Below are 23,948 nucleotides of genomic sequence, written 5' to 3' on the forward strand. Positions count from 1 at the left end.
CATTTAAACCTATTTAAAGACCTAATCTTCTTCAACGATTTCTGCAACTCTTCCTATTTGTCCGTCTTCCAGACGAACTTTAATCCCACGGGAGTGAAAAGCTGAAGAAGTCAATAAGTTAGCAACAATCCCCCTGGTCAGCTTCCCGCTGCGCTGATCTTTCTTTAAAATGATCTCTACTTCTAATCCCGGATAAATATCCGCTCTGTTCTTTCCGTCCATTATTTAACTTTTTGTTTACCAAATCTCTCTGCAAAAACTGTTTCCATTGCGAACATTTCGTCACGCAACCGCGCAGCCATTAAGAAATCCATGTCTTTGGCTGCTTTAGCCATATCTTTTCGTGTCTTATCAATTGATTTCTGCATTTCGGGTTGTGTCATATACTGCACAATCGGATCTGCCATTATACTCGCCTGATTAGTCTCCACATAAGCATTTTTATGCTCTGTATTTGCTGAGAAGTCGAGTACAGAAGTCTGTTCCATAATAGCCTCTCTGCTTTTTCCCACTGTTTTAGGGGTAATGCCATGCTCCGTATTGTAAGCAATTTGTCTTTCTCTGCGGCGACTGGTTTCATCTATTGTCCTGGCCATGGAATCTGTTATTTTATCCGCATAAAGAATGACCCTGCCTCTGTCATTTCTCGCCGCCCTGCCCACGGTCTGGATCAATGCCCGGTCTGATCTTAAAAACCCTTCCTTATCGGCATCCAGAATCGCGACAAAAGAAACTTCTGGTAAATCCAGTCCTTCTCTTAACAAGTTGATCCCGATCAGCACATCAAACTCGCCTAAACGCAATCCCCGTAAAATCTCCACCCTTTCCAGTGTTTTCACTTCAGAGTGGATGTAACGGCATTTTATATTCAGCCTGTCCATGTATTTGGTTAATTCCTCTGCCATACGTTTGGTCAGGGTGGTTACCAGTACACGGTCGCCCATTTTTATAGTTTTATCAATTTCATCCAGTAAATCATCGACCTGATTTACTGCCGGCCGTACTTCAATCAGCGGATCAAGCAAGCCTGTAGGGCGGATAACCTGCTCCACTACAACCCCCTCTGTTTTCTGCAGTTCATAATCTGCAGGTGTTGCACTTACATAGATCGTTTGCGGGGCAAGGCTTTCAAATTCCTCAAAATTTAAAGGCCTGTTATCCAAAGCAGAAGGCAAGCGGAAACCATATTCCACCAATGACATTTTACGCGATCTGTCGCCACCATACATCGCCCTGATCTGTGGTACAGTTACATGACTTTCGTCAATCACCATCAGGTAATCTTCAGGGAAATAATCCAGTAAACAAAAGGGACGCATGCCGGGCTGACGACCATCGAAGAACCTTGAATAGTTCTCAATACCTGAACAATAACCCAGTTCTTTCATCATTTCAATATCAAAATTGACTCTTTCTTCCAATCGCTTGGCTTCCAGTAATTGTCTGTCTCCTATCAATTGATTTTTCCTGACTTCCAGTTCTTCCTGAATTCCCCAGATAGAGGAAGTAAATCTATCTTTTGGTGTCACAAACAGATTTGCCGGATAAACGGCCATATCTTCCACTTTTTCTATTGTTTTACCCGTAACCGGATCGATAATACTGAGCTCTTCAATATCATCTCCGAAAAAAGAAATGCGGTAAGCAGTATCTAAATAAGCCGGAAAGATATCAACGGTATCACCCTTAACTCTAAACGTTCCCCGTTTAAAGTCATTGATAGTCCGTGCATATAAAATTTCAACCAGACTATGCAGGAATGTATTTCTGGAAACCCTGGTACCCACCGCAAAGCGGAATACCGAGCGGGAGAAATCTTCCGGATTTCCCATACCATAAATACAGGAGATGGAAGAAACGACAATTACGTCCCTGCGTCCCGACATTAAAGCCGAAGTTGTTCTTAGTCTGAGTTTTTCAATCTCTTCATTAATACTTAAATCCTTTTCGATATAGGTATTGCTGCTGGGCATATAAGCCTCTGGCTGATAATAATCATAGTAAGAAACAAAATAATTCACCTGATTTTCAGGAAAAAAGTTTTTGAATTCTCCATACAATTGGGCAGCCAATGTTTTATTATGGCTCAGAATCAAAGTGGGTTTCTGCGTTTGCTGAATCACATTGGCTACTGTAAACGTTTTACCAGATCCCGTTACCCCCAGTAATGTCTGATAATTTTCATTATTGTTAACGCCTGTAACCAATTGTTCAATGGCGGCTGGTTGATCACCCGTAGGTTTATAATCTGAAACAAGTTGAAATTTCATAGCTATTCAAAGATAACAATTATTGATGTATTGGATTGTCGTGATTATATCCTAAATTTATTGGCAGCATGAAATTATTGGTATATGTTCCCATACTTACGCCCAGGATAAAGTATGTTTTCAACTTTATTTTCACCGATATCCTCAAAACACAGGCAGGGTTCAGTTCGAATGTGCAAGAATTTAAGGCTTCACCGTTGCCTAAAATCAGCTATTCTGAGATGCCTGTTGGTGATGAGCCTTTCTTTAAAAATTCCGATTTCCTGCTTGCACATACCATTTCGCCTCCAACTATCAAGACCACAACTTTCGGGGATATGATTGTCCCTTTTGCAGTAGATAACAGCAGTTTGCCGTTTGATGTTTTCGCTGCAGCATTTTATTTTGTAAGCCGGTATGAAGAGTATCTGCCTTTTACGGCAGATGCAGCAGGAAATTACCCTCCTGAGGCAAGTTTACAATTCAAACTTAAGCTGCTGGAATTCCCGGTTATAGATGGCTGGGCACTGCTGCTCAAAAACATGTTGTTGAAGCGTTATCCTAAACTCCATTTCGGACAAAAGAAATTTGAGTTCACCCCACTGGTGTGCATGTACGATGCGCCGGGAATGAGCTCTTTTAATATTTTTAAGCATGCGGTTAATTTTTTAAGGAATATCCCTTTCATTTCCCGTCCCAGATCTGCAGCGCAGGCCAAGGGCAGCGGATTATCGTTATTTCTGAATGAACAACATGAAAAACATCAGCTGGCACCGGTTTATTTTTTTAAACCTTCTGCAGGAGTAGACCTGATTTGCGACCGGCAGATTACTTTTCCAAGAAGCTATCTTCAATTGCTGAAATCGGGTGTACTCAAGGATTATAGAATGGGTTATGACACCACAGTTGGCTTTAGAGCTGGTACTTGTACCCCATTTTTCTGGTATGATCTGCAGCTGGAAAAAACCACACATTTACAAATTTATCCTATCGCTATCAATGATACTATTCTCTTACAGCGCAGGACATTTAATATTGATGAAACAATAGATCAATGGGGAAAATTGATAGAAAATGTCAAATTATTAAATGGTCATTTTTATATTTTATGGCACAAAGAAACTTTGCCGGAATTCGGTAAAGGGAAAGTTGGAAGAAGACTATACACACAATTGTTAAGCAATTTTTTATCTTTGCCAAATGATATTTGACCTGAGTAAAACAAATTCTATTGCGAATATTTTCATGGCAGAATTACGTGATGAAAATATCCAGAAGGATACGATGCGTTTCCGTAAAAACCTGGAAAGACTGGGTGAGTTTTTTGCCTGGGAGATCAGTAGAAACTTGCCATATAACGATTCAGAGACGAAGACTCCATTGGGAATTGCTAAAACTAAAGCGTTGGACAGTCAGCCGGTACTGGCTACAATTTTACGTGCTGGATTACCTATGCAACAAGGCATGCTGAATATCTTTGATCGCGCTGATGCAGCATTTGTTACTGCTTACCGCAAATCAAATCCTGCAGGGACGATAGAGATTCATGTGGATTACATTTCTTCTCCTGATTTGACAGACAGAGTTTTAATTATGGTTGATCCGATGCTGGCTACTGGCCTGAGCATGGTTTTGTGCTGTAAAGAACTAATGGCGAAATACAAAATCAAAGAATTACATATTGTAGCTGCTATTGCAAGTGCTGAAGGGGTAAGGCATGTACGTGCAAACTTACCTCATGCCAAATTATGGTTGGGCGCAATCGATGATGAAATGACCGTTAAATCCTATATCGTACCTGGATTAGGTGATGCCGGAGATCTTGCTTACGGAACCAAAATCTAAGTATCAAATGATCAAACATATCTTTTTTGATTTAGACCATACGATCTGGGATTTTGATAAAAATGCAAGGGAAACCTTAACTGAATTGTATCATCAGTATGATCTGAATCTGCTTGGTCTTCCGGTTTGCGATCTATTTATTGACGTTTACACGGAAAATAATCATGCACTGTGGGCGGAGTATCACCTGGGGAAAATCACCAAAGAAGTATTAAGATCCGAACGTTTCAGCAGAACTTTTGTTCAGCTGGGTGTTTCGCCAGATTTAGTGCCCCAGGGGTTTGAGGCTGATTATGTGAACCAAAGCCCAAGAAAAAAGAACTTATTCGAAGGGTCAGAAAAGGTACTATCCTATTTACAACAAAAATACACACTGCATATTATCTCCAACGGGTTCAAGGAAACTACCCTGACTAAAATGGCAACCTGTAATTTAAACCCATATTTTTCGAACGTAATTATTTCTGAAGATGTGGGTGTGAATAAGCCTGACCGCGCAATTTTTGAGTATGCACTGCAAAAGGCGGGTGCAGAGAAACAAGAGAGTATCATGATTGGTGATAGTCTAGAAGCTGACATCCGCGGTGCACAGGATTTTGGAATCAAAGCTATTTTCTTTAACCCTTTAAATATTGCCAAACCTGCTGATGTAGCATGGCAAATATTGCATTTGGAAGAATTAATGCAACATTTTTAGCAATCTACTGTTTTAATCGGAACAGCAGTTTATATTCAGGTCATTACCAAAATGATGACCTGAATATAAATTCTCTAAATCTATAAAGTATAGTTATGCGCAATTCTTCCGTTTTTTCTTCGCTGAAAGATATTTCAGCAAATTATCAGCATTTTTTACGGGAGGTCTCTGAGGGTCAGTTTCAAGAAACACCCCCTATTGGAGGATGGTCATACAGCGAAGTATATTCACATATTTTTGACATCAGTATATTGACACTTAAAGAAGTGGATAACTGTATAAAAGGAGAAGGAAAAATAAAGTCTACTGCTTTCATTGTCAAAGTGATCTTATTTATCGGGAGCTTTCCACCAAATGCAAAGTATAAGGTGCCCAAAGCATTAGTTGGAAGGGAAAGAAAAATCACAAAAGAGGCCGCGGCAGCATTTATCCAGAAATTCCTTGAACAGCTTGATATTGTTTATAGCCAGCTTCATTTAGCTGATCCCGCACTTAAAACCCGTCATCCACGTTTAGGTTATTTAAATGCATCACAATGGTTCCGTTTTATGGAAATCCATCTAAAGCATCATTTGAAACAATTAAAGCGAATTGAGAAGAGTTTTTAATTTCACATCTTTGCGCGGATGAAATTACCGGGTTTAAAAGGTTTTGACGAGGAAGCGTTTAACAAGTATTTTAAAAATACGGGTTGGCTGATGTTTGGGAAAATTCTCAGCATGGTAGTTGGCTTCGTCATTGCGCGGTATCTTCGTGCTTCTTCTTTTGGGGAACTTAGTTTTGCAGATGCTTTCACCATGATTATCGCGGCTGTTGGTGCTTTAGGTTTGGACACGTTTATTATCCGGGAAATTCTGAATGAACCGCATAAGAAAGATGAAATTTTAGGTACTTCTTTATTGATGCGTTTAGGAGTAAATGCATTATTAATCCCGATTACGGTTTGTATTTACCTGCTTTTCCATAATTATTCAGAAAAACCGGGAGATTCACTGACCTGGATTATTTTAATCTTGTCTTTTGCGTCCTTTTTCAAGTCATTTAATGTGATTGATTCATATTTTCAATCACAGGTTGCTTCTAAATACGTAGTTAAAGTACAGAATATCTGCGTGGTATTATCTGCCGTGGTGAAGGTATTACTCGTTGTTTTCAAAATGCCGCTGATCTATTTTGCAGCTTCTTTGACTTTTGACAGCCTTGCACTTGCTACTGGCCTGGTCTATATGTATCATCAAAGGGGGTTTAGCTTATTTACCTGGACTTTTAGCCGCAAAAGGGCTATCAGTTTGCTAAAACAATCTTTTCCGCTGATACTATCGGCAGTTATGGTTTCTATCTACATGAAGATTGATCAGGTGATGTTAAAGAGCGTAGGTAGTGTAGAAGTTGGGATTTACAGCGCGGCAGCAAAAATTAGCGAAGCTTGGTTTTTCATTCCTGTAGCCATTGTAACCTCCGTCTTTCCAGCTTTAATCCATGCTAGGAAAACTGATCTGGACCGGTATCAGAAACGTTTAAGGAATTTATATGATTTACTGGTATTTATTAGTTTACCGGTAGCGATAGTGATCACATTTTTAGCGCCGTTTATTATTCAGTTTCTCTATGGCGACACTTATAATGGTGCGGGGCAAATGTTATCGATACATATCTGGTCTGGTTTATTCGTTTTTCTAGGCAGTGCGAGCTCCCAATATTTACTGGCAGAAGGTTATACCATGATATCTTTCCAGCGGACGGCAATGGGTGCTGTGATCAATATCTTACTTAATTTATGGCTGATCCCCCTGTATGGTGGTGTAGGCGCGTCTATTGCTACTTTAATCGCTTGTGCGGTCAGTGCTTTTTATCTTTTATTAATTCCCAAAACCAGGGATCAGGGTATAATGATGTTAAAATCATTATTTTTGTTCACTGTGTTTCAAAAAATATTCAATCGTCAGAAAAATTCACCGCATGTTTAGTAACTGTTCAGATTTAAGCAGAGGCTGAAGTTGCCTGGATTTTTCAGAATTCATATTACACCTAAAAAGAATTTTTGCCATGTTAAGCGATGAAGTAAAATCAGCATACGACAATTTTTATACACAGACCGATACGACCTGGCGCATGCTTGGAGCGGAAGCTAAGGCAAAGAATATTATGGATGTTTGCAAAAGCATCCAGCCTGTTAAAGTACTGGAGGTCGGTGCGGGTGATGGCAGTATTCTTCATTTTTTAAATGAATGGAATTTCGGCAAGGAACTTTATGCGCTGGAAATTGCTGATACGGGTGTTTCTCTGATTCAGAGTCGCGGTTTAAGCAGATTGAAAGAGGTACAGCGCTTTGATGGCTACCAGATTCCTTACGGGGACAATGAGTTTGATCTGGTTATTTTGGCGCATGTACTGGAGCATGTAGAGCATGAACGGATTTTAATCCGGGAGTTAAAACGTGTAGCCAAACATATCGTGGTCGAAGTTCCTTTGGATTATCGTTTCGGGGTGGATAAAAGGATGAAACATTTCCTGGATTATGGACATATTAATATGTACACGCCTACTGCTTTGCGTTTTTTATTGCAGAGTGAGGGTTTAGAGATTATAGATGATAAGGTTTCTATGACGCCTACGGCAACGATTAAGTTCAACCAGTTCGTCAATAACAAAACGCCAGGGACTTTTTCAAAGGTTTTGAGGATTGAGCTGGAATACCGGATCAAAAAGATGGTTGGGAATTTATTAGGAACGAAAAAGCAGGAACAATATGGGAATGCATATACCGTTTTAACCAGAAAATCAAGTCAGACACTTCAAATATTTTAATTCATGCAAAGTTTCGCTCCTATTGCCTTATTTGTTTACAACAGGCCCAAGCATACTGAACGTACGCTTAAGTTTCTGAGACAGAATGAACTGGCGGCCGAAAGCCGTCTATTTGTTTTTTCTGACGGCCCAAAGTCAGAGGCCGAGGAAGAGAATGTGAAGGAAGTAAGGGAGTTACTGAAACATATTGATGGATTCAGGTCTGTGGAGATTATCGAGAGAAAAAGTAATATGGGCCTTGCTGAGTCTGTAATTGCGGGGGTAAGCAGATTGGTAAAGGATTATAAGCAGGTGATCGTTTTTGAGGATGATTTAGTGACTTCGCCTTATACGCTGACTTATTTTAATGATGCGCTGAACCGTTATCGTGAGCAGGAGAAGGTAATGCATATTGGTGCTTATATGTACCCGCTGAAGGAGAATACGCTGCCGGAGACTTTTTTTTACAGGGCGGCAACGAGCTGGGGGTGGGCAACGTGGGGTAGGGCGTGGCAGCATTTTGAGCCAAATATTGACGTATTGATGAAGCAGTTTGATGCGCGGAAAAGGGCTGAGTTCTCTATTGAGCATCAAATGAATTTCTGGAAACAGATGAAGGATTTTAAGAGTGGAAAGAATAATTCGTGGGCGATCAGGTGGTATGCTTCGGTGTTTTTAAGGGGCGGATTGACGTTAAATCCGAGCCAGTCGTTAGTGAATAATATTGGCCATGATGGTTCTGGGGTACATTCTGGGATCAATGATATCTATAATGTGATTATTAATCCGAGCCGGGTGAAGGTTTTTCCGGAGGTTGTGAAGGAGAGTTCTGTGGCTTATCAGGCTATAAAGGGGTTTTTAAGTACGAGGAAGGGGAGCTATATAGAAAGATTGAAGAGGTATTTGAAAGAGATTGGTCTTTTAAAGTAGGGTTTCTCCACCAGCGAAATATACCCCCCCCGATACTGTCGGTGCCGTTTGTTGGTAAAACCAACGCTGGTCACCTACAGTATCAGGGGTTTTTAATTTCTCAACTGGTATGACAAGCCGCCCTACTTTTACTTTAAAAGAAGATCTACTTCTCAAATATTGGAGTGGTTTGGCAGGGTGCATAATTAGGTTATGTTTTTGGAATAAAAAGAGAAACTTCCTTCTTTCCTGAAACTTTCTGAAGGAAAAACTGATTCACTTTCCAGACAAAACTACTTATTGAAGCTTTAGGATTGTTTTTACTTTTGTTTTCTGGCTTCCAGAATGATATATGGGGACAGTTGACGGGAGTTGAACGGGATTATTTTTGTGAATACTTTCCCGGCAAGCCATATGGTTTTTTTAAGGATTTTTACGCCGGTTGACCGTTGTTTTTCGTTTTCAAGCCAGATGCTGAAGTGCCCGAAATATTTGGATTGGATAACTTCGAGGCCGGCTTTTTTGCAGATTTCGGCAAGGAGAGCGGGATCCATGCAGGAGATGTTATGTTTGTCGTAGTTGGCCCGGTCAAATGATTTCTGAAACCAGCCGTTGATGGCTTTGAAGTTGGGCAGAGTGATGAAAAGGGTTCCTCCTGGTTTGACGAAGTCTATGTGGCGCTGTATAATGTCGGCGGTGTCGTTGAAGTGCTCAATCAAGCCACAGGATAAAACCAGATCGTATTGCTGGGTTTCTTTATGGTTGAAGAGATCAGTTTCAATACTGTGAATATCGCTTTCTTTGAGGTTGTTGGCTTTGAGCAGGTCGTTGGTTACGGGCTGATGGACAAAATAGTCCAGGAGGGTAACATCGAGTTTAAGGTATTTTTTAAGGAAGACAGCGTAGTAGCCGGGAAATCCACCGAGTTCTATGGCAGTTTTTACCTTTTGGGTCTGGACTATGGTGGTGAGCTCTTTATGAAAGAGATAGTTTGCAGGGATATTGACTGACAGTCCTGTTTTACTTTCCCAATAATTTACCCAAAATTGTCTGTCTGTTAAAAGGTTATCCATGTGTGTTTTCTTTTTCTGTTGTTTTTGTTTCGTCTCTTCGGGTTAATAACGTCAAATGGGGTACTAGAGTTTGTACATCTGACGTTATGGAAGAAAAAAATGTTTCTTTATTTATTTGGGAGACGTAAAATTAATTATATTCAACTGAAAACAGTTAAAAAATCAGGAGGCTGCTAAAATTTAGGTAATAAATTTGTTTAGGGCATCGAATAAAGGATAACAATTATATGTAATTTTGAGCTGTTGAAGATAATCCATTTAAATACATACGAAGGAAACGGTGGGGCTGGAAGAGCTTGCCTCCGTCTAAGTGATGCGCTGCAGGCTAGTGGCGTTGAATCCCGCGTGATGGTTTATTACCAGTTTAAGAAGAGCAATAAAGCTGATTCATTTAGCAAAAGTCTCTTTCAAAAAGGACGGGCTATTTTCAATATTCTCGCCGAAAGGTATCTGGCCAAATTTTTAACGAAGGCGCTGAAAACTCCTTTTTCTTTGCAGTGGTTTGGCCGTTCTGTGATAGATAATGACGCATTGAAAGATGCAGATCTGATTCATATCCATTGGATTAATCATGGTTTTTTAACTCCGAAGAAGCTGGCTGAGCTGGAGGAGCTGGACAAGCCTATCGTCTGGACTTTTCATGATAGCAATGCTTTCACGGGGGGCTGTCATGTGAGGTATGCTTGTGAGAATTTTCATAAGCAGTGCGGGTCTTGCCCGCTATTAAAGATTAGTGGACCTAATGATATTTCTCATTGGAATTGGGTAAGCAAGAGAAAAGGATATGCAAATCTGGGCTTTCATATTGTTGCACCAAGCCGCTGGATGGCCAGCTCGGTAAAGTTCAGCAGTTTGATGGGTGCAAGAGAAACTACTGTTATTCCGAATACTATTGAGACTAATGTTTTTAAGCCTTATGTGAAAGCTGAAGCGAAGAGGTCTCTGCATATTGCACCCGATAAATTCGTTTTAATGAGTGGCTTTATGCCTTCTAATAATGATAAGCACAAAGGGACGGCTTATTTGATTGAGGCTATGAACGATCTGTCCACCAGACCTGGTATCGTCAAAGAAAATATAGAATTACTGATCTTTGGCAATAAGGACCAGAATGACGTGCCTGTTTTTCCTTTTAAAACGACTTATCTCGGAAAAATAGATAATGATGCCCATTTGGCGAAGTGTTATTCGGCGGCTGACGTATTTATCACGGCTTCTCTTGAAGATAATCTTCCGAATACGGTTATGGAGAGTCTGGCCTGTGCAACTCCAGTAGTAGCCTTTAAAACTGGCGGGATTCCAGATATGGTCGAGCATCTGGTGAATGGTTACCTGGCCGATTACGAATCTGCTGAGGATCTGGCTACAGGTATGGAATGGCTGTATCATGAAGAAAATGCAGCAGAGATTCAGAAGGAAGCCCGTTTAACTATACTCACACATTTTTCTGAAGCAGTCATTGCTGATAAACACATTGCTTTATATCAATCCCTGATCAATTTACATCCACATTAATCAATTATATTTTATTTCATGTTGCAGCCAAAGCTAAGTGTCATTACCATCGTATATAATAATGTAAGGGATATCGAACGCTCCATGCTTTCGGTGTTGAACCAGACCTACCCGAATATTGAATATATCCTGATTGACGGCGCTTCAACAGATGGAACAAAAGATATCATCTATAAGTATAAATCCAGGCTGGCTCAGTTTATTTCCGAAAAAGATAAGGGGATTTATGATGCAATGAATAAAGGATTGAAATTAGCTACTGGCGATTATATTTTGTTTATGAACTCGGGAGATGAGATTTATGCGCCTGAAACAGTAACGGATATTTTTGAGACCGCACCGGGAGCTGATATCTATTATGGGGAAACTGAGATGTTCAATGATAACTGGCAGAGCTTAGGACAAAGAAGACACCGCGCTCCGGAATGTTTTAGCTGGCGCAGTTTTAAACATGGAATGAGTATTAGTCATCAGGCCATTTATGTGAAGCGCAGTTTAGCAGAGCCCTATGATTTGAAGTATAAGTACAGCTCAGATATTGACTGGATTATTAAAGCTGCAAAAAAAGCATCAAGTATTGTAAATACACAGCTTTATGTAGCCAAATATCTGGTCGGCGGGATTTCCAAACAAAAACATTTTGCGAGCTTAAAGGAGCGTTTCCGTATCTTTCATAAGTATTACGGATTGATTCCAAACTTGGTTAACCATTTTTGGATTGCAATTAATCTGACACAATATTATGTCAAGCATAAGAAAACTAACGATTAATCTTCAGGCTGTTATTCATACTCAAAAACATCTTTGAACAATGGAGTATTAATTATTTTTTGAAAAATAACTTTATGCCCATCTTCATTTATATGGATTCCATCTCCATTTGAATATTTGTCTTTGATATAGTTTTTATTAGTGGCCAGCTCTTCCAAATAATCGACCACATGTCCGGGATAAGCTTCCAGAAGTTCATTGTTCAGAATAGTTAATCTGCGCCTGTAACTATCTTCAATAAAATTACGAGGCTGTGTTCCTGTAATCAGATATTCAACATTGGCCTTGTCCAGCATTTCTACTAGTACTTTATAATTTGTCAGGATTTCATCTTCAGAAAAACCCAAAGCGATATCATTGGTTGGCATGCATATAATCAATAGTTTAGGATTATATTTCAGACCAGCTTCAATATTCTTTAGCATGTCAGGTAATGGACGTCCATTAAGATTGATAGCTCTGACAGGCATAATCTGGTAGGTTGTATAGCCAGGAGCGGCCAGATTTATAACCTCTGCATTTTTTTTATCTTTAATGAGCTTATTATTTAACAAGTTTGGAAAGCTAAGATCCGGATTAGCCAACTTATAACCAGCAGCAGTAGAAGAACCAAGTACAATAACTTTAAATTGTTTAGTAGGATCAGCAGGCTTAATCCCTGAATCTTGAGGACTGTTTTTTTTGCAAGATGAAAAAACGAATATTAGTAAAGCAGAGAGAATAACGAGAGACGATTTAGCATTCATTTGAGCCATATATATTTTCCGAACATATGTAATATTTTTGATATAAATCAAAAATATTAAGAAAAAAATAGCGGTTGAGCCTTAATGTGTTTTATCCGAAAATGCAACTGGTTATTAGTTCAGGAATGTTGATTTAAACTAAGATATCCTAACTTATACTTAATCAAAAATCTAACTAAAAAGACTGTGAAAAGATAGCAAACCAGAAAGTAAAGCAAGAATAGCAAGAGATAGTTTGACATGTTATAAATATCAACCTGTAAATATTTCATCAGCAAGCTATGCATCCTGGGCAGGAAAAAAATTATAAAGATGGAATGGTATAGATAGATGCCAAATGTTTCCGCTCTTGGATTAAAGAAATTAAAAGTAATTCCCCGTTGCGAGATCTTGACAAGAAGGCAGAACATGGAAATCGAATAAAGTTGATTCATAACTCTCAATACATTAAAATACTGCGTATTATTCTTTTCTAAAAGCTCGTAAGACTCTATACTTGATAGCACAAACAGAGAGAGTGTAATTAGTATTAACCAGTTGATTTTAATTTTGTAAATCTGATTGATCAGGTTATGCTGTCTTACATAAACACCAAGCCATAAATAAAATACAAAACCAAATATCGCTGAAGTATGTGAAACCTCATATGCTGGATTATATACGGTTAAGGCGGTATATATCAGCGTGGCTAAGAAAAGAATTCCCCCAAACTATATTTTATGAATGTATTTAGTACAGCAAAGTAAAACGGTGAGAGAAATCAGGTAATTCGGCAGGTACCACAAAGCTCCGTCAAGAACTAAGTATTTCATAAGCGCATAGAATTCTGTACCAGAACGGTTACCATGTACCAGAAAGAAACTAATACTTTCTGCTACAAGGATGATCAGCACAACCACTATGTAAGGTTTGGCAGTAACATTGAACCGGCGTTTAAAGTACTGGTATGGTTCGCTGGACTGTATTTTGTCGCCTAATAAGTATCCTGATATCAGAAAGAAGCAGATTACTCCAAATTTAAAAAACTGCATAAAAAATATGTATTCCATTTTCATGAAGTTTGGCAGACGGGCCAGAAACTGTTCTGTATTTAAATTGTCTGGCATAAACCTGATATGCGCCCAGACCACTCCTATCATTGAAATAAATCTCACGAAATTAATGAAGCTGTAATTGCTTTTCGTCACTATAGCTTCGTCAGGATTATTATGCACTACTTCTTTATCTAAAGTTAGATTTTCTCCTATTAAATTAATCTTATCAATACTCAAATTATACTCCCACATTTTTTAACAGGGGGTAAACCTAACTAATGCATATCCAAATACAAAACATAGACTTGTATTTTTTCTTTTACAATCTTATAATTAAACAAAAATTAGTTGATGTTAATTACTTATATCATTTAAAAAACCATCAATACCAAAGCATTTAAAGAATGATTATAAAATTATTCTTTAAATGTAAAAATAAAGTAAAAATTCAGGCTTTCGGCCATATTTTCTATTTAGGATAGGAAAATGATAAGCCCGACAAATATTTACTGATTTTTCTAAAAGGGTAACCTCCTGCTCCTTTTTCTGAAAACTGAACAATGATGGTATTTGTCAGGGGATCAATGTATAATATCTGACCTCTCATTCCCTCTGCAGCATAATCCCCGGTCTTCCCTTGTTGTGGGATCCACCATAAATAGTGATGTGCCGATTTCTGCCAGCCTTTAGCGCTCACAGGGGCTTCATTTCCCAAATCAACAGATTTGCACACCCAAGCTTCAGGGATTACCTGGTGGCCGTTATACAGGCCCCTGTTCAGATAAAGGCGGCCGAGTTTAGCTAAGTCTATTGCGGTCGACTGAAACCTGCTTGCCGTGTTTGGAAATCCATTTTGATGGTCCAGCCCGAAACTTGCCGGATAGGCAGTACCAATTTGTTTCCATACTTTATCCTGAAAGTAAGTTGCAGCTTTTTGGCCGGTTGCATTTTCCAGCGCCCAGGTCAATAGGAAAGCATCTATACTTTTATACTTCCAGACGGTACCGGGTTTGTTCGCCAACTTTACCTGAAGCAATTCTTTTTTGATATCTTCTGTATAATAGTATTTCGCTTCGTCTGACAAGAAAGCGGCTATAATTCCTCCATAAACGTCCTTGAACTCCAGACCTGATTTCATCTCCAGTAAATTTCTCAACGTAATCTGATTAAATGCCGGGTTATTTTTGAGTTCAGGAATGTACTGTTTAAGGTGATCATCCAGGCTTTTAATTTTTCCTTCAGCCAGGGCTTTACCTGTCATGATCGAAACCATAGTTTTAGCGACTGAGAAAAGTGTGGTTAGCGTGGTATCGCTATACCCAGGCGCAAATTTCTGATAGATAATCGTATCATTCCTGATGACCATAAAAGCTAAAGCTTTTCCATCTTTCAGGTAGGTAGTAAATGGAACGTATTCATTCTTCCAGTTCAGTACATGAACAGTATCCAGATCATCCCGGTTAACTGTTGCTTTTACAAAATGAAAAGCGGTAGCTGAAGGCTGGATAATGGCCTGCGGAAATATCTTATAGGTATTGGCATCAGGAGACTGGTACCGTAAAACCCGCACCAGTTCCGGGCGCCAGGTAAACAGCACTGCAAAAAGAAGCACAATGACTAAAGTTACAGCCGCAAACCAGTAAAGGATCCGTTTCATCTTATGGATTTGTAGACCAGAGTCCTGCTTCTTTTACAAAAACCCTGCGGTTTAATTTCAATTGGCTTACCACTAATTCTGCAAGGTCTTCTGGTTGCATCACTTTATCAGGGTTTCCGTCAGTAAGTTTCAAGTCTTTAGCCATGTCTGTTGCAACTGTACTTGGTGTTAAAGTCGTTACACGGATATTATGTTTGCGGACTTCTTGCATTAAGGATTCAGAAAGACCAATTAATGCAAATTTAGAAGCACTATAAGCACTGGTGACAGCCGCTCCGCGCTGGCCTGCTGTAGAAGAAATATTTACGATATCCCCTGTTTTGCGATCTATCATTTCCGGAAGTACGGCACGGGTTACATAATAAGCACCGAATAAATTAACTTTTACAATCTCTTCCCACCTTGCTGGTTCTAATTCCATGAAGGAACCAAAGGAGCTGATCCCTGCATTATTGATCAGAATATCTATAACGCCCAACTCAGTTTTAACTTTCGCCACAGCAGCATTTACCGAGTCTATTGAAGCAACATCTGCAGTAGCAATAGCGATATGAATATTAAAAGCTTTTAGTTCTTCTGCCACATTTTTCAAGTCAGCTTCTGTCCTGGCCACTAGTCCCACATTCACCCCCTCTTGCGCAAGGGCAATCGCCAAAGCACGACCAATTCCTTTACCAGCACCTGTAATCAGTGCATTTTTTCCTTGTAATGATTCCATGATATCAATTGTTGAGCTACAAAACTAAGAAACTTTGTAAAAATTACCTCTTGCCTATTTCACAATTGAATAACTATAGTTTTTACCTATACAACGAGCAACCCGAAAACCGTCTTAAAACAAAAAATCCCGCAAGCAAAAGCTTACGGGATTCATACTTAGTTATAAGGTATTAGAAATTTTTACCTTTTATTTTACGTTCACCTTCAGTTAAGTAGATTTTACGTAAACGCATGCTTAATGGAGTGATTTCAATGTACTCATCAGCCTGGATGTATTCCATAGCTTCTTCCAGAGAGAACTTAATTGCCGGAGCAATACGGTTACTATCATCTGTACCTGATGCACGCATATTAGTTAAAGCTTTTCCTTTAACAATGTTTACTACTAAATCATTATCACGGATGTGCTCACCCATAATCTGACCTTCATAAACATCAACACCCGGGTCAACGAAGAAACGACCACGATCCTGTAATTTATCAATTGAATAAGCTGTTGTGCTTCCTTTTTCCATAGAAACCAATACACCATTCAATCTTCCAGGAATAGTACCTTTCCAAGGCTCGTAAGCTTTGAAACGGTGAGCCATAATCGCTTCACCACCTGTAGCAGTTAATACGTTATTTCTTAAACCAATGATACCACGTGCAGGGATTTCAAACTCTAAATGTTGTAAATCACCTTTTGGCTCCATGATCAACAGTTCACCTTTACGTTGTGTAACCAGTTCAATTACTTTACCAGCGACTTCACCCGGTACGTCAACGATCAGTGTTTCAACCGGCTCACATTTCTTACCATCAATTTCTTTGATAATTACCTGTGGTTGTCCTACCTGAATTTCATATCCTTCGCGACGCATAGTCTCGATTAATACTGATAAATGCAGAATACCTCTACCATATACTAAATAAGCATCAGGTGATTCAGTTTCCACAACTTTCAAAGCAAGATTTTTCTCCATCTCTTTGTACAAACGTTCTTTGATACGTTGAGAAGTAACAAATTTACCTTCTTTACCGAAAAATGGTGAGTTGTTGATTGTGAACAACATGTTCATAGTCGGCTCATCAATTTTGATAACTGGTAATTGCTCAGGAGCTTCAAAATCAGCAATAGTATCACCGATATCAAATCCATCAATACCTACAACTGCGCAGATATCACCTGAAAATACTTCAGTAGTACGAACTTTACCTAATCCTTCGAAAGTGTATAATTCTTTTACTCTTGATTTTACCATTTTACCATCACGTTTGATTAAAGTAACCGGCTGGTTTTCTTTAATTGATCCGCGGTGAACACGTCCAACTGCGATACGACCTACGAAAGATGAATAATCTAACGAAGTGATCTGCATTTGTAAAGTTCCTTCAATTAATTGCGGAGCTGGAATGTTAGCAACAACTGCATCTAATAAAGGGAAAATATCTGTAGTTGGTTTAGTATAATCTGTACTCATCCATCCTTGTTTAGATGAACCGTAGATTACAGGGAAATCCAACTGGTCTTCTGTAGCTTCAAGGTTAAAGAACAATTCAAAAATCTGCTCATAAACCTCTTCAGGACGACAGTTTTCTTTATCTACTTTATTTACAACAACAATAGGCTTCAAACCTAAAGCCAAAGCTTTTTGAGTTACGAAACGAGTTTGAGGCATTGCACCTTCAAACGCATCGCATAACAACAATACACCATCAGCCATTTTTAATACACGTTCAACTTCACCACCGAAATCGGCGTGACCAGGTGTATCAATGATATTAATTTTAATATCTTTATACATTACTGAAACGTTTTTGGAAACGATGGTAATACCACGTTCTCTCTCCAGGTCGTTATTGTCAAGTATTAAGTCACCTGTTTGCTCGTTGTCACGAAAAATAGAACAAGTGTGTAAAATCTTATCAACCAATGTAGTTTTACCGTGGTCAACGTGTGCTATAATAGCTATGTTTCTTATTTTTTGCATAAAATGCGCCTAAATTTTGGCGCAAAGATAACGTAAATAATTGATATATCAGCCTATTAACTAGGACTATGTCAATATATTTCGCATAAAAAGCAATCCGGACATTAAATTCCTTTTCATCTTATTCCAAGATGATTGTGTAACAAAACCGTCTGATCAACGAAGAAAAAAATTGATAACGCCTGTTTTTTAACAGAAAAAGTGATCTTTAAAGATTACAACTATTCTGAAATGAATTACAACTATTCTGAGATGATAGGTTGCGATGATAACATCAATAAGCTGAAAGAAAACGTTTATGACAGAAAATATGAAAGCAATACTGGTTGGTGCAAGCGGATCTATTGGCCGGAGTTTACTACAAGACTTATTAGATGATGTCCATTACACTGAGGTACTGGTATTGGTCCGCAAGAGATTAACGATACAACATCTTAAATTAAATCAGTTAGTAATAGATTTTAATCGTTTGAATGACTATGCGGCAGAAATTAAAGGAAACGCAGTTTTCTGCTGCCTTGGTACTACAAAAAGCCAGACGCCGGATCAGCAGCAATACCGTCAGATAGACTATCAGTATCCCCTGGACATCGCCAGGATAGCTTATACAAATGGCGCAGCAAGTTATCACTTAGTTTCAGCAATGGGCGCCAACGAAAACTCTTCCTTCTTTTACAACAGAACAAAAGGAGAAGTGGAACGTGACCTTAAGGTAGTTCCGTTCAAAAGTATCCATATCTACCGCCCTTCTTTATTGGATGGAGAAAGAACACAAAAACGTTTCGGGGAGAGTATAATGAACAGATTGATGCATTTAATCAATCCACTTTTGGTTGGTAAATGGAAAAAGTACAGAAGTATTAAAGTGAGTGCTGTAGCAAAAGTGATGGCCGCACAATCACTAAATGAGCAGAAAGGGATATTCACACATCCATCTGATCAAATTCAGGCTTTGAGTGATGTATTGTAAAATACTTGTGTAATAGGCTATAAAAACGTTTTTCTTGGAAATGCCCAGCATAAAAAAGAAGGGAGTGCTTTAGACCAGGTCGCTACATTATGCTTCCCTCCCACCATTTCATAGTAGAAAATATCTTCTTGTCTTTTATATCCTTTTTTGGTTAATTCTTTGATAATATCAATTGTATCATCAATAGAGTCAATGATAAAATTACGGTTACGGTCAGCTGTTTCATCTTCTGTTCCGGTCATTAACCAGAACTTCACCGGAGGCTTTCCCTCAGTCTCCCTGATTACCTGGTGCATAATGCGGTCGTCATCCGTGTACCCGTCTTTCAGATCTTTTTTTCTCCACCAGAAAGAACCAGAGAAAACCCCGGCCAGGTCAAAGAAAGCATCGTTTTTCCAGACGATATCAAAAGCGGTTAAGCCACCTAATGAGCATCCGGCAAATGCACGTTTACCCAAAAAAGGCATTCCAGTTTCTTTTTCAAGGTAAGGCATTAATTCAAGGGTGATGAAGTTGGAATACGAATTAGCCTTGCTGCCCCTTGAAGCAAAATCAACAACTCCAGCTACACCATATTCCTGAAGCCGCTCTTCAGAAGCTCTGATTGCAGCAACAACAACGGGTTCAATTTTCTGATCTTCGTACAAACTGCTCAGGGTCTCCTGCAGGTTTAGTCCTGCAGCATCCTGTCCATCGTTTAACAACAACAAATTCAACTTTTCATTTCCCAGCAGCCCGGAAGGATAGAATAATTCTATTTCCACTATGCGCTGTAAATGAATGGACTCTAATTGACGGATAACTGGGGTTAACCCAAGAACTGATTTAGTAGTATACATAATTCAACGAATTCCCTTTCTCACAAATTCCCTGCAAATTTAACAATCTCCAGAAATAATTTATCTATTTTTTTGATACAAAAACCAAGCTAACACCATTCAGTTGATGCTTTTCACACCAAAACTTATACAGGTTTAATAAATTGATAAGAGATAAGAATAAATTTATTAAACCTTTTGGGTTTGAATGAGTTTTACATATCTTCAGTATACTAATAGGGAAAGCCGTGAAAGAAGAATATAAGAAATGGTACAGCCCCAATTTAAGTGGCGATATAGAACTCCTGACTTATGGCCATAGCGGGCAGCCGGTACTGCTTTTCCCCACAAGTAAAGGCCGTTATTATGAAACAAAAGATTTCGGTCTGATTGCTTCAGTACAACAGCTAATTGAGGAAGGAAAAATTAAAATATATTGTCCTGACAGTGTCGATGCACTGAGCTGGTATAATAAAGATATCTCTCCGGCAGGCCGCGCACACAACCACTCCTGGTATGATAAAATGCTGGTTGAAGAACTTTTTCCAATGGCAGCCCACGAAACCGGTTATCAGAAAGTAGTGGCAGCGGGATGTAGTTTTGGCGGCTATCATGCAGCAAATTTTGCTTTCAAACACCCTGCTTTAGTGAGTCATATGTTCAGCATGAGCGGAACATTTGATATTACTCCACAGACTGATGGTTATTATAACATTGATATTTACTATAATAACCCTGTTGACTTTCTTCCCCGCGATCAGGATCCTGATCTCTGGAATATCAATATTATATTGGGCACAGCAGACCGGGATATTTGTAAACCCTTTAATGAACGTTTATCAGGAATTCTTCATCAGAAAAACATAAACCATTGGCTGGATATCAGACCTGATGCGGATCATGACTGGCCAATATGGCGACAAATGTTCCCGGATTATTTAGCAAGGATATAACAACATCATAAAAAAGAACATAAACAATATTATAAAAAGCGACTACCTAAGTTTAAAATCTATGAAGAAAATAGGCATCTTATTCGGACAGGAACGATCATTTCCTGAAGCCTTCGTGAAACGTGTAAATGAATTAGGAAGCAAAGATTTCCAGGCGGAATTTGTCAATATCGATAAAATATTCCAGGCTGAACCATTGGATTATGCAGTAATCATTGACCGTATTTCTCAGGATGTTCCATTTTACAGAGCGTCCTTAAAAAATGCAGCAATCACAGGAACAGCAGTAATTAATAATCCTTTTTGGTGGAGTGCTGATGAAAAGTTTTTCAACAATGCGCTGGCTGTCAAATTAGGAATCCCCGTTCCTAAAACTGCCCTGATCCCTTCGCACGCCAGACCGGATGATACAAATGAAAATTCTTTCAGCAACCTGGCTTTTCCTTTTGACTGGGATAACATCTTTGAATACACGGGTTTCCCGGCTTATATGAAACCTTTTGACGGGGGCGGCTGGAAAGAAGTTTATAAACTAAATAATAAAGAGGAATTTTTCGACAAACATAGTCAGACGCATCAGCATGTGATGATGCTGCAGGAAGAAATCGAATTTGAGGAATATTTCAGATGTTATTGTATTGGAGGAAAATATGTTCGTATCATGCAGTATGAACCGCGTAATCCTGCGCATTTGAGGTATGCTGTAGAGGAAAAGGCTGCTAACGAAAAGCTGATTAAGACGATTCATGATTATGTGATTAAACTGAATCAGTATTTAGGCTACGATTTTAATACGGTAGAATTTGCAGTGCGCGATGGCATCCCTTATGCTATTGATTTCTGCAACCCTGCACCTGATGCAGATGTTAAAAGTGTGGGTCAGGAAAATTTCGACTGGGTGGTAGAACATTCGGCAAAATATGCAATAGAAAGAGCAAAAGCGCAGATTGATGGACAGGATAACTTAACTTGGGGCGAATATTTGAAGTCGGCTATCGCTGGAAAACCATTAACTGGTTCTGGTAAGCAGGCAAGAGCAGTTCCGGTCGAAGTGGGAGATTCAGCAAAGCTTAAAGTGAAAAGTTCAGCAAAAACTAAAACAGAGAGTTCAGCGAAGCCTAAGACAGAAAGCTCAGCAACAAGTAAATCTGAAGCTTTAGTAAAGCCTAAACCAGAAAGTCCGGCAAAGCCTAAAGCAACAGTAAAAAGCACTGGACTTACTAAAAAAGTTACAACGACGGTAACTGCTAAAACAGCGGCAGCAAAGAAAAAATAGATTCAATAAGGAGGTTCCAAGATGATGAATGAATTTACGCTCGGTGTAGAAGAAGAATATATGGTCATTGATCCGGTTACGCGTGAGCTAACCTCTCATGATCAGAAAATAGTGGAGGCTGCGCAAAAAATCCATAAGGACCAGGTAAAGGCAGAGATGCACCAGGCAGTTGTGGAAGTTGGAACTGGTATTTGCAAAAATACCGAACAAGCACGTCTGGAAATATCACAACTGCGCCATACAGTATCGGTACTTGCGGGCGAACAGGGCCTGCGTATTGGTGCTTCAGGAACTCACCCATTTTCACATTGGGAAAAGCAATTGATCACTGAACACCCAAGATATAGCGAAATTGTCAATGAACTTCAGGAGGCTGCACGCTCTAACCTGATTTTCGGTTTACATGTTCATGTAGGCTTCCAGTCACGGGAACTAGCCATTCACATTGCTAACCAGGTTCGTTATTTCCTGCCCCATGTATTTGCTTTATCTACAAATTCGCCTTTTTGGGAAGGCAGAAACACCGGGTATAAATCCTACAGAACAAAAATATTTGATAAGTTTCCAAGAACTGGCATCCCAGATGTATTCAATAGTATTGAAGATTATGATAACTATGTCAAGCTGCTGATCAAAACGAACAGTATTGATAATGCCAAAAAGATATGGTGGGATATTCGGGTACATCCATTTTTTGAAACTATTGAATTCAGGATTTGCGACTGTCCGATGTTGATTGATGAAACTATGGCATTTGTAGCATTGTTTCAGGCACTTTGTGCTAAATTGTATAAGCTTCGTCTTCAAAACATGAGTTTTATCAATTATTCAAGGGCGCTGATCAATGAGAATAAATGGAGGGCAGCCCGTTATGGAATTGATGGGAACTTAATTGACTTCGGTAAAGAAATGGAGATCAATTGCCGCAATCTTGTACTGGAACTATTAGATTTTGTGGACGACGTTGTGGATGAACTTGGATGCAGAGCAGACCTTAATTATATCCACAAGATTCTTGAAAATGGCACAGGAGCCGACAGGCAACTCGCAATTTATTCACAAACAGGCAGCTTTGAATCGGTTGTAGATTACATTACTTCACAAACTTTAATCGGAGCACACGGATGACAGAACAGCTAAAAGAAATTAAAGTTGCGGTCATAGACATGAATAACGGGTTCCCTAACCAGGGATTAAGAGGTATTCTGAATATTGTATCCACTTACAAAGAGGAGCATGAACTGGAGTTGTCCATTCAAGTATTCGATTTGAGAGTGAAAGATGAAATTCCAGGAACGGAGTTTGATATTTATATTTCAAGTGGTGGTCCGGGCAGTCCTTATGAGGGTGAAGGTCAGGAATGGGAAAACTCCTTTTTTAATCTCCTGGATGATTTAGAGGCCCATAATCAATCACACGAAGACAAAAAATATGCCTTCCTAATTTGTCACTCTTTCCAGATGGCCTGCCGAAAATATGGCTTAGGGATGGTTACTGAGCGGAAATCTAACGCTTTCGGGATTTTTCCGGTTACCTTAACAGCACACGGAGAGAATGATATTATCTATACCGGCCTTACCAATCCATTTTATGCAATTGATAGTAGAGACTGGCAGGTCGTGGATGCAGAGGACGAGACTTTCAGCGAAACCGGAGCGGAGGTTTTAGCATTGGAAAAAGAACGGCCTCATGTTAATCTGGAACGCTGTATTATGTCTATTCGTTTCTCTAAGGAATTTGTGGGTACCCAGTTTCATCCCGAAGCAGATCCGGAAGGGATGAGGTTATATTTACTGGAAGAAGAGAAGAAAAACACTATTATTGCTGCACATGGTGAAGAAAAATATCTTGATATGCTGGAAAGTCTGGATAATCCGGATAGAATCCTGCTGACACAGAAAACTATATTACCCAATTTTTTAACCGAAGCTATTCAATCTTTTAAAGAAGCCTGA

The 23,948-nt window shown here is 39.2% G+C and carries 23 protein-coding genes; 14 read left to right on the forward strand and 9 right to left on the reverse strand.

Annotation, left to right across the window (positions count from 1 at the left end):
- Positions 1–21: 21 nt before the first annotated feature.
- Positions 22–222 (reverse strand): YwbE family protein, encoded by a 201-nt coding sequence (locus ABIB30_RS23785; RefSeq protein ID WP_068405291.1) that lies wholly within the window; start codon positions 220–222, stop codon positions 22–24.
- Positions 222–2,270: an excinuclease ABC subunit UvrB gene (uvrB, locus tag ABIB30_RS23790; RefSeq protein WP_354305546.1), complete on the reverse strand. Its 2,049-nt coding sequence runs from the start codon at positions 2,268–2,270 to the stop codon at positions 222–224. The genes ABIB30_RS23785 and uvrB overlap by 1 nt, the downstream gene beginning before the upstream one ends.
- A gap of 68 nt (positions 2,271–2,338) precedes the next feature.
- On the opposite strand from uvrB, the gene ABIB30_RS23795 reads away from it, so the two are divergent.
- The 7 genes from ABIB30_RS23795 (at position 2,339) to ABIB30_RS23825 (ending at position 8,508) form a co-directional block, all read left to right on the forward strand.
- Entirely contained in the window at positions 2,339–3,460 is a 1,122-nt protein-coding gene (locus ABIB30_RS23795) for a DUF7033 domain-containing protein (RefSeq protein ID WP_354305547.1), read from the forward strand.
- Positions 3,450–4,094, forward strand: a complete 645-nt coding sequence (gene upp, locus ABIB30_RS23800; protein ID WP_354305548.1) for a uracil phosphoribosyltransferase — start codon at positions 3,450–3,452, stop codon at positions 4,092–4,094. Before ABIB30_RS23795 ends, upp begins: the two co-directional genes overlap by 11 nt.
- A gap of 7 nt (positions 4,095–4,101) precedes the next feature.
- On the forward strand, positions 4,102–4,791 hold the full coding sequence (locus ABIB30_RS23805; RefSeq protein WP_354305549.1) for a YjjG family noncanonical pyrimidine nucleotidase: 690 nt from the start codon (positions 4,102–4,104) through the stop codon (positions 4,789–4,791).
- A gap of 95 nt (positions 4,792–4,886) precedes the next feature.
- Complete coding sequence (locus tag ABIB30_RS23810) at positions 4,887–5,399, forward strand: DinB family protein (RefSeq protein WP_354305551.1); 513 nt, start codon at positions 4,887–4,889, stop codon at positions 5,397–5,399.
- Between the two features lie 18 nt (positions 5,400–5,417).
- Positions 5,418–6,758 (forward strand): flippase, encoded by a 1,341-nt coding sequence (locus ABIB30_RS23815; RefSeq protein WP_354305552.1) that lies wholly within the window; start codon positions 5,418–5,420, stop codon positions 6,756–6,758.
- Between the two features lie 79 nt (positions 6,759–6,837).
- A complete protein-coding gene (locus tag ABIB30_RS23820; RefSeq protein WP_354305553.1) occupies positions 6,838–7,599 on the forward strand; it encodes a class I SAM-dependent methyltransferase in 762 nt (253 codons plus the stop codon).
- Between the two features lie 3 nt (positions 7,600–7,602).
- On the forward strand, positions 7,603–8,508 hold the full coding sequence (locus ABIB30_RS23825; RefSeq protein ID WP_354305554.1) for a glycosyltransferase family protein: 906 nt from the start codon (positions 7,603–7,605) through the stop codon (positions 8,506–8,508).
- Between the two features lie 299 nt (positions 8,509–8,807).
- Here ABIB30_RS23825 and ABIB30_RS23830 read toward each other — a convergent pair whose 3' ends face one another.
- On the reverse strand, positions 8,808–9,560 hold the full coding sequence (locus ABIB30_RS23830; protein WP_354305555.1) for a class I SAM-dependent methyltransferase: 753 nt from the start codon (positions 9,558–9,560) through the stop codon (positions 8,808–8,810).
- A 243-nt stretch (positions 9,561–9,803) separates the two neighbouring features.
- Here ABIB30_RS23830 and ABIB30_RS23835 point away from each other — a divergent pair, with 243 nt between their 5' ends.
- Positions 9,804–11,075 carry a glycosyltransferase gene (locus ABIB30_RS23835; RefSeq protein ID WP_354305556.1) on the forward strand — a complete coding sequence of 424 codons (1,272 nt, stop codon included), beginning with the start codon at positions 9,804–9,806 and terminating at the stop codon, positions 11,073–11,075.
- 18 nt (positions 11,076–11,093) lie between these two features.
- The gene (locus ABIB30_RS23840; protein ID WP_354305557.1) at positions 11,094–11,846 is read left to right on the forward strand and encodes a glycosyltransferase family 2 protein; all 753 of its coding nucleotides are present in this window, start codon (positions 11,094–11,096) and stop codon (positions 11,844–11,846) included.
- 11 nt (positions 11,847–11,857) lie between these two features.
- Here the strand turns inward: ABIB30_RS23840 and ABIB30_RS23845 are convergent, their stop codons facing one another.
- The 5 genes from ABIB30_RS23845 to typA all read right to left on the reverse strand — a co-directional run bounded on the left by ABIB30_RS23845 (position 11,858) and on the right by typA (position 17,976).
- Positions 11,858–12,592, reverse strand: a complete 735-nt coding sequence (locus ABIB30_RS23845) for an SGNH/GDSL hydrolase family protein (protein ID WP_354305558.1) — start codon at positions 12,590–12,592, stop codon at positions 11,858–11,860.
- Positions 12,593–13,302: 710 nt separating this feature from the next.
- A complete protein-coding gene (locus ABIB30_RS23850) occupies positions 13,303–13,878 on the reverse strand; it encodes an acyltransferase family protein (RefSeq protein WP_354305559.1) in 576 nt (191 codons plus the stop codon).
- Positions 13,879–14,095: 217 nt separating this feature from the next.
- Positions 14,096–15,283, reverse strand: a complete 1,188-nt coding sequence (locus tag ABIB30_RS23855; RefSeq protein ID WP_354305560.1) for a serine hydrolase domain-containing protein — start codon at positions 15,281–15,283, stop codon at positions 14,096–14,098.
- A gap of 1 nt (position 15,284) precedes the next feature.
- Complete coding sequence (locus tag ABIB30_RS23860) at positions 15,285–16,001, reverse strand: 3-ketoacyl-ACP reductase (RefSeq protein ID WP_354305561.1); 717 nt, start codon at positions 15,999–16,001, stop codon at positions 15,285–15,287.
- 172 nt (positions 16,002–16,173) lie between these two features.
- Complete coding sequence (gene typA / locus ABIB30_RS23865) at positions 16,174–17,976, reverse strand: translational GTPase TypA (protein WP_354305562.1); 1,803 nt, start codon at positions 17,974–17,976, stop codon at positions 16,174–16,176.
- Positions 17,977–18,286: 310 nt separating this feature from the next.
- On the opposite strand from typA, the gene ABIB30_RS23870 reads away from it, so the two are divergent.
- Positions 18,287–18,946 carry an NAD(P)H-binding protein gene (locus ABIB30_RS23870; protein WP_354305563.1) on the forward strand — a complete coding sequence of 220 codons (660 nt, stop codon included), beginning with the start codon at positions 18,287–18,289 and terminating at the stop codon, positions 18,944–18,946.
- A 17-nt stretch (positions 18,947–18,963) separates the two neighbouring features.
- Here ABIB30_RS23870 and ABIB30_RS23875 read toward each other — a convergent pair whose 3' ends face one another.
- Entirely contained in the window at positions 18,964–19,785 is an 822-nt protein-coding gene (locus ABIB30_RS23875) for an alpha/beta hydrolase (RefSeq protein ID WP_354305564.1), read from the reverse strand.
- Positions 19,786–20,012: 227 nt separating this feature from the next.
- On the opposite strand from ABIB30_RS23875, the gene ABIB30_RS23880 reads away from it, so the two are divergent.
- The 4 genes from ABIB30_RS23880 to ABIB30_RS23895 all read left to right on the forward strand — a co-directional run bounded on the left by ABIB30_RS23880 (position 20,013) and on the right by ABIB30_RS23895 (position 23,948).
- The gene (locus tag ABIB30_RS23880; RefSeq protein ID WP_354305565.1) at positions 20,013–20,717 is read left to right on the forward strand and encodes an esterase family protein; all 705 of its coding nucleotides are present in this window, start codon (positions 20,013–20,015) and stop codon (positions 20,715–20,717) included.
- 61 nt (positions 20,718–20,778) lie between these two features.
- Entirely contained in the window at positions 20,779–21,993 is a 1,215-nt protein-coding gene (locus ABIB30_RS23885) for a hypothetical protein (protein ID WP_354305566.1), read from the forward strand.
- Between the two features lie 21 nt (positions 21,994–22,014).
- Entirely contained in the window at positions 22,015–23,121 is a 1,107-nt protein-coding gene (locus tag ABIB30_RS23890; protein ID WP_354305567.1) for a carboxylate-amine ligase, read from the forward strand.
- A complete protein-coding gene (locus tag ABIB30_RS23895) occupies positions 23,118–23,948 on the forward strand; it encodes a type 1 glutamine amidotransferase (protein ID WP_354305568.1) in 831 nt (276 codons plus the stop codon). The genes ABIB30_RS23890 and ABIB30_RS23895 overlap by 4 nt, the downstream gene beginning before the upstream one ends.

The sequence above is a fragment of the Pedobacter sp. UYP1 genome (assembly GCF_040547305.1).
Classification (GTDB): domain Bacteria; phylum Bacteroidota; class Bacteroidia; order Sphingobacteriales; family Sphingobacteriaceae; genus Pedobacter.